Genomic DNA, 6,422 nt, shown 5'->3' on the forward strand with positions numbered 1-6,422 from the left:
TCTTCGGCTCTATGTATAGGCAACGGGTTCGTTCTCGTGATATAATATCTTTTGTTGGTCAAAAACATTTACTCATTTAAGCAAATATCACATTCATGGGGCCGGATGTGTAGCTGGTGCTTGCCGAGGTCTTCAAAACCTTCAGGGAGGCGCGTGCCGTCTCCGGTGGGTTCGATTCCCACACGGTCCCGCCAAATACTTACTTTTTAAGTGAAACTATACAAGCTATCCCCAAAGGTCTTTAAATTGAAATAACTATAAACCTTTTGGAGCTATTAAATGAGACCACTGGGGAGTACCGTTACAGATCTACCTTCTACAATAAATTTGTAGAAGGTATTTTTTATGAACTATTTTAGTCCCCCACAGCCACACTCCAGAGCTAAACACTTAACCTCCTGACGAGGCTGAAAATCTAAAGTTATAGACCACTTCGGCTCAGACGGTAAATGTATGTCTATTAACAATTTTACTGACTTCTACAACGAAATATTATATTTAGACTTTTTTAATTCACTGGACCCAGGGGTCAGCCACTTGCAATTATCACTTTTGACCTTTCACAAATTTCAAGTAACTCCAGGCACCAAAAGTCACTCCAATATCGGTGGACTGATGGCAACGAAATTAGGGTCATCCCCCACCCCCGTTGTATCAATCACAGTATTGTCAGCTGTTCTTATGACCGAAACGGAATCTGCGTTTGCATTGGTTATATATACACGTGTTCCATCCGGTGCGACGGCCACGCCCAATGGTCCGTCTAAAACTGGTATCGTGTCTATAGCCAGATCGTTTACAGTATCGATCACAGTTACCGTATCGTCTCTGAAATTTGTCACATACGCCCGCGTTCCATCAGGCGTAATTACAATCTGCCTTGGATCAAATCCCACCGGTATCGTGGGGCCTGAAACCGTATTGTCGTCAAGCTGGATCACCGATACATTTTCATCCCCACCGTTTATGACGTAAGCGCGCGTGCCGTCAGGTGTGATCGCTATACCAGTCGGGAAGGTACCAACCGTAACACTGTCAACGACAGTATTTGTATCTGTATCGATCACGGAAACAAAATCGTCGCCAAAATGTGAAACATATATTCGTGTGCCGTCGGGAGTGACCGCTATACTATATGGACCGTCCCTGACCTCTATTTTTTCAATTACAGTGTTTGTTTCTGTATCAATTACAGCCACAGCATCTTCCCCAATCAATACGGCGTAAGCTCGTGTGCCATCAGGTGTAATAACCAGCTCGCCGGGAAAAAAGCCGATTAATATAGTGTCAATGACGGTGTTTGTGGCTGTACTGATCACATTGACAGTGCCATTTACAATCGTTGTCACATACACCCTTAAGCCATCTGGTGTGACCGCTGCGCCATATGGCCCATCGTCAACGTCAATGATGCCAATGAGCGCATTATTTGATGTATTGAACACGTAAACATCACCGCTGCCAAGGTTTGTGACATACGCCCGGGCAGTTACTCCAGTAAACCCCATTATGCTCAGCTCCTTTTTGTCCTTACTATAAGAGATGATGAATACGGTGTTTTTGAACCCGGCAAATGTTTATGTTCTCTGCCCCATACGACTTCCCCTTCCCCTTCATATAATATACGAACTCAGTAATGGAGAGGCAGGTGATGCCCGCATGGAAAAGATACCGCTAATCGGTATTATGGTTCTGAAGAGGAATCAGCGGAGAAAACTTTTGAAAAAATATGACCGTTTTAAATGGGATTTAAATATTGAGCTCTTTTCGTTCACTCCAAAGGATATCGACTGGAAGAAGAAGAGAATTTCCGGTGGAAGCTTTGAAAAAAGTGAGTGGATAACGAAGAATTTTCCGTTCCCGGATGGGGTATATAACCGCTGTTACCGGAAACAGGGGAAAACCATTCAGCGCCTGGAAAAATATATTGGCGAAAAAAAATGCTTTAACTGCATTACGTATTTTAATAAATGGAAGGTCTACAAGCTTCTTACCGAAACGAGCCTGAAAAAACACCTGCCGGGCACACGTTTATATGATCCGGAAGAATTAATGAAACAGCTGAGGAAAAACAAGCATTTGATCTTAAAGCCGTGTTACGGCTACCAGGGAAAACACATCTATTTACTGGAGGTCACAGATTACAACGAGTATAAGATCTATCAGAACACGTTAAAACCAAGGTACACCTACCGTGATGAGCAGTCCTTTTCAGAAAAAATCGTTGAAATTACCAACGAGAGGAAATATTTGATTCAGGAGAAAATTAATTTTGCAAAGGCGGATGGAAAGTTTGTGGATATAAGAATGCTCGTGCAAAAGAATAGAAATGGCGACTGGGGGATTACAAACGGCATCAGTCGAATCGCTTTTTACAGCTTTTTTATTACAAACTGCAGTGAAAAAATAGTAGAGATGAACAAAGTCCTCAGCACTTTATTTTGTGACCCGACAGTGAGAAATTCCGTCATTGAGGAAATTCACCAAATTTGTATTACAGCAAGTCAAGCCCTTGAGGCGAAGACAGGGTTGCTTGGCGAAACAGGAATTGACCTAGCCATAGATGAAAGCGGCAGCATCTGGATCATCGAAGTAAACGGAAAAATCCAAAAATCAATGTATCATCTCTTAGTAGATAAAGACAGTATTGACATAGAACCCGTTTATAAAAAGCCATTGGAATATGCTTATTACTTGTCTCATCAATGAAGCTTCTTCTTCATTTCTCTCAAACGTAGTAAAGGTGCCTGACCCCCAGTGCTTTAAAATAATGAAGGTCAGGCACCTAAGAGTTATATGTACTGTTATTTCTACTTTCTTGTTTACCCTATATAATACGATTCAACTATGTTTTTCTGGTAAAGAGACTTTCTTACTAACTACATAATATACTAAAATCTTCTAGAGATAGTTGACTAATCACTTCATAACCGTGTCCTTCTCCTTTGGGCCTTACAATCACAGTTCCCATATCAGGTATTTGACCTAGACCAACTCCTACTGGGAAACTATGAGCAACAATAACTTTATTGCCTCCTCCTTCTGGATTTTTTTCCAACATAGCCTGAAGATTATCCAAGATTCTTTGTCTATCTCTACTAGATAAATCCCCACTTAACCTATATAAATCAGCCAAAAAAGGATCAACTATAACGTTACCACTTCCAAATGCTAACTGTGCAGTTTCTATTGTCCTACAGAATGGACTAGTCGAAACAGGGGATTGAATAGGTATTTGTAGGGCGCGAAGAATTTTTCCATAGTAAATAGCCTGCCTACGTCCCTCTTCAGAAAGATTTCTTTGGGCTAAGCAGTTTTGATAATGGAAAGAGGGTAAATCCATGCCTACAGTCGCTTCCCCATGCCTTGCATAGAATATCAATCCACCTTCTCTAAGAGAACTTAGTAATGATCTATTCAAGGCAGTCTTCTCCTTCCATGTAACATAAAGTTTACTGTCAATGTATGTTATTCAACATGGACTAATAACAAAAACGAACAGGAAATAATTAAAACCTTTACAGTTTTAAAAAGTTTATGAAAGAGAACAGTGTACATATTTGCAAAATGGAATTGGTTTATTTAAAGTAAAGAGAAAATTATATATTATTGGAGGGAGAAAATGAATATTGATTATCAAACATTGATAAATGGCATATTTGTTTGTGGTTTACCTGCGGTTAATGATGTGATAAAGAATGAAAATGTAAAGGCTATTGTAGATTTACGAGCAGAGGCAAAAGAAGATACTATTCCAGGTAACGTTATCTATAGGAATGTCCCTTTAATCGACGGAGAACCTAACCAAACAAAGCTCCTTAAAGAAGCAGTAACTGAAGTAATACAATTTTATAAGGGGGACAAACAAGTAGTCCTTCATTGAAAAGGTGGTAAAAGCCGCACTGGAAGTGTGGCATTAGGAGTATTATTAGAATTCAACATAGTTGATTCAATAGAGAAAGGCATTCAATTAATGAAAGAAATTCGTCCTGAAAGTGAAATTCATCCAGAGTTTATAAAAGATTTACAAAGGTTATATCCTTTTAGTTAATATATTGAAGTAAAGATCGCTGGCCCCTGGTACTTTAAAACACTGGGGATCAGGTCAGGGAAGGGATCAAATAGTTATGAGATAAAGGTCTGCCCCTCATCCAAAATTCTTGTTGTTTCCGTAATATTTATATCATTATTCCAAGTGTTTGAGTACCATCTATTGTTATAATTTTAACTCTTACCATAATATCCTGAATTGAATTTCATCATATTACATTTGATTAATAAGTAATTATAGATAAGCACCTCTTTGTAAAATTAATTCTTATAAATTACATCCTTTAAAAAAATTGAATTGAAAGTGTTTCTTACCCTTTCTAAAACATAAAAAGCCTAAATTAAAATATTGAGCACCCTTTAATATTATTAAATCATGATTATTAAACTAATCTCCGCAAGGCCAGCAAAAATTCTCTTTTCCACAGTCACATTTCCTTCGATAGAAGAGTGCTCCTACTTTCATGTTTTTTTAAAAAATAAAATACGATACCCGCAATGAGTGCTAAAATCATTAATAAAAAATACGCATTGCTGTATACATAATTACTACTTTTCCAAATGAAATTAATTTGAAGTGATTCTCTTGTTCCCATATCCAGTATTTTCCCGGAAACAGATACACCCGTGGCTCCACCGAAAAACTGTAACAATTGCAGGATTCCAAACCCTGAAGGGAATTGGTCTGGTTTTAATGAATTAGATAGAAAGTTCGGTAGTCCCATTGTTATACAAGCAAAGCTTAAGCTCGAGAGAAGATAGAAAAAAAGAATTGTCCATTCAGAAAGATAGCTGTAGCTCGAAAACAGAAATACAGCAAGAAACATCAATAATATTCCTCCGCCAATGATAGGAATCACACCGATGCGATCAAGCAATTTGCCAATTAATATCGATAAAAGTGCGGAGCAGATCGCTCCAGGAAAAATGATAAATCCAATTCTAGCCACGGATGCTTCGTGTACACTTGCTAACAACAATGGACTAATAAACAAAATTGAAAAATTAATAAAAAAGATTAAAAATCCTATAGCTATAATGGTTAAGTATGTTTTTGATTTCATTAAACTCGGTGCGATAAATGGTTGTTGAGTATTTTGAATATGATACCAAAATATCAAAAGAAAGCCAATTCCCAGAAGAAAGACTACATTCTCAGTTGTGATAAAAAGTAAAAGAGAAATAGCACCAATGCATAAATAAAATAATCCATTAAAGTCAAAGTGTTCTTTAGGTCGCTCCTCATTGGGGACATTCATACGGTAAAAAGGAATCATTAAGACACCGATAAGACTGACAACAAATAAAAATCTCCAACCGAAGTATTCAGTAAGTAGACCACCGACAAGAGGCCCCAAACCGAATCCTAATGTGGAAGCAGCAGCTACCTTCCCCATAGCTGCTCCTTTCCTTCCCTCTGGAATATAGCGGGTAATTACTATCATACCTAATGCACTGATTGATGATGTCCCTGCTGCCTGTATTAATCTGGCAACTATTAATAAATAATAGGAATCTGCCAATATACCAATGGTTGAGCCAATCCCTAGTAAAATTAAACCAATTGTGAACAACCTTTTAATTGGATACAAACCTGTTAGCCTGCCATACATCACTGTTCCTATCGCAAAGACAACAGAATAACTTGTTACCACCCAAGATGCCAATGTTGCCGTTAAGTTAAACTGCGTAGTAATCGATGGTATGGCAACATTAAACATCGTTGTATTCATGACAGTAATTAATACGTTTAAAAACAGTGCGCCAAAAAATAAATTTTCGTTTTTTAATGTGGGCTTAATTTCTTTCCCTCTTTTTGATCGCACGGTTTGCAACGTTATGACCTCTTTCCTTTATAATTCAGTTCTTTCCGTTTTAACTCTGGTTACACATTTATAAGTGAGAACCAACAACGACGACACTTGTATGACCCAGTAACAAAATCACTTGCAGTTGATCCGAGGTATAACGCTGCCCATTTTAACATATTTTTGTCTCCAATTCGTTTAAGCGGGAATATGTGAGACGACTTCATGGACTTAGTCATCTTTCTAGGAAATTGCAGGTGCAATTGAATTAATATAAATGCGCTTAGCTCTGCACGACGGGGATCTAGCAATTGCTTCTTCCGCAGAGTCTCCCGTTTTTTCGGGGCCCTTTACTTTACACTGCTGTAGCTTCCTTTTTTCTCACAAATGATCTTTCCAGAATTTCAACAACATCAAGTGTCTGAACGTTTTCTTCTACTTCTTTCGCTTTTGTTCCATCGCTTAACATCGTGAGACAGTATGGACAAGCACTGCCGATTACGCTTGAAGAGGTAGCAAGAGCTTGTTCTGTTCTCGCTTCGTTCACGCGGGTGCCTGTGTCTT

General features: G+C 38.4%; 6 protein-coding genes, 1 tRNA gene and 1 pseudogene. 4 read left to right on the forward strand and 4 right to left on the reverse strand.

The window, feature by feature from the left end; all coding sequences use genetic code 11:
* The first annotated feature begins 97 nt into the window (after window positions 1–97).
* Window positions 98–194: transfer RNA gene (locus CR194_RS20245), tRNA-Sec, on the forward strand.
* A gap of 399 nt (window positions 195–593) precedes the next feature.
* On the opposite strand, the gene CR194_RS07165 is transcribed toward CR194_RS20245, so the two are convergent.
* Window positions 594–1,508: a YncE family protein gene (locus CR194_RS07165; protein ID WP_110608914.1), complete on the reverse strand. Its 915-nt coding sequence runs from the start codon at window positions 1,506–1,508 to the stop codon at window positions 594–596.
* A 52-nt stretch (window positions 1,509–1,560) separates the two neighbouring features.
* On the opposite strand from CR194_RS07165, the gene CR194_RS07170 reads away from it, so the two are divergent.
* Complete coding sequence (locus CR194_RS07170) at window positions 1,561–2,709, forward strand: YheC/YheD family endospore coat-associated protein (protein WP_158282198.1); 1,149 nt, start codon at window positions 1,561–1,563, stop codon at window positions 2,707–2,709.
* 166 nt (window positions 2,710–2,875) lie between these two features.
* Here the strand turns inward: CR194_RS07170 and CR194_RS07175 are convergent, their stop codons facing one another.
* Window positions 2,876–3,421, reverse strand: coding sequence for a histidine phosphatase family protein (locus CR194_RS07175; protein ID WP_110608916.1), 546 nt, complete (start codon window positions 3,419–3,421; stop codon window positions 2,876–2,878).
* A 201-nt stretch (window positions 3,422–3,622) separates the two neighbouring features.
* On the opposite strand from CR194_RS07175, the gene CR194_RS07180 reads away from it, so the two are divergent.
* Together CR194_RS07180 and CR194_RS20400 are read left to right on the forward strand one after the other, a co-directional pair.
* Entirely contained in the window at window positions 3,623–3,883 is a 261-nt protein-coding gene (locus CR194_RS07180; protein ID WP_110608917.1) for a hypothetical protein, read from the forward strand.
* Window positions 3,884–3,910: 27 nt separating this feature from the next.
* Window positions 3,911–4,051 (forward strand): hypothetical protein, encoded by a 141-nt coding sequence (locus CR194_RS20400; protein ID WP_199228129.1) that lies wholly within the window; start codon window positions 3,911–3,913, stop codon window positions 4,049–4,051.
* 427 nt (window positions 4,052–4,478) lie between these two features.
* On the opposite strand, the gene CR194_RS07185 is transcribed toward CR194_RS20400, so the two are convergent.
* Both CR194_RS07185 and CR194_RS07190 read right to left on the reverse strand, forming a co-directional pair.
* Window positions 4,479–5,876, reverse strand: a complete 1,398-nt coding sequence (locus CR194_RS07185) for an MFS transporter (RefSeq protein ID WP_233254270.1) — start codon at window positions 5,874–5,876, stop codon at window positions 4,479–4,481.
* A gap of 337 nt (window positions 5,877–6,213) precedes the next feature.
* Window positions 6,214–6,422, reverse strand: a pseudogene (locus CR194_RS07190) (hypothetical protein); the annotation flags it as partial.

Source organism: Salipaludibacillus keqinensis, from assembly GCF_003226325.1.
Classification (GTDB): domain Bacteria; phylum Bacillota; class Bacilli; order Bacillales; family Salisediminibacteriaceae; genus Salipaludibacillus; species Salipaludibacillus keqinensis.

Excerpts from the sequence above, each read along its gene's own strand:
- CR194_RS07165 (WP_110608914.1), bottom strand. The coding sequence starts at position 1,508 with ATGGGGTTTACTGGAGTAACTGCCCGGGCGTATGTCACAAACCTTGGC.
- CR194_RS07180 (WP_110608917.1), top strand. The coding sequence starts at position 3,623 with ATGAATATTGATTATCAAACATTGATAAATGGCATATTTGTTTGTGGT.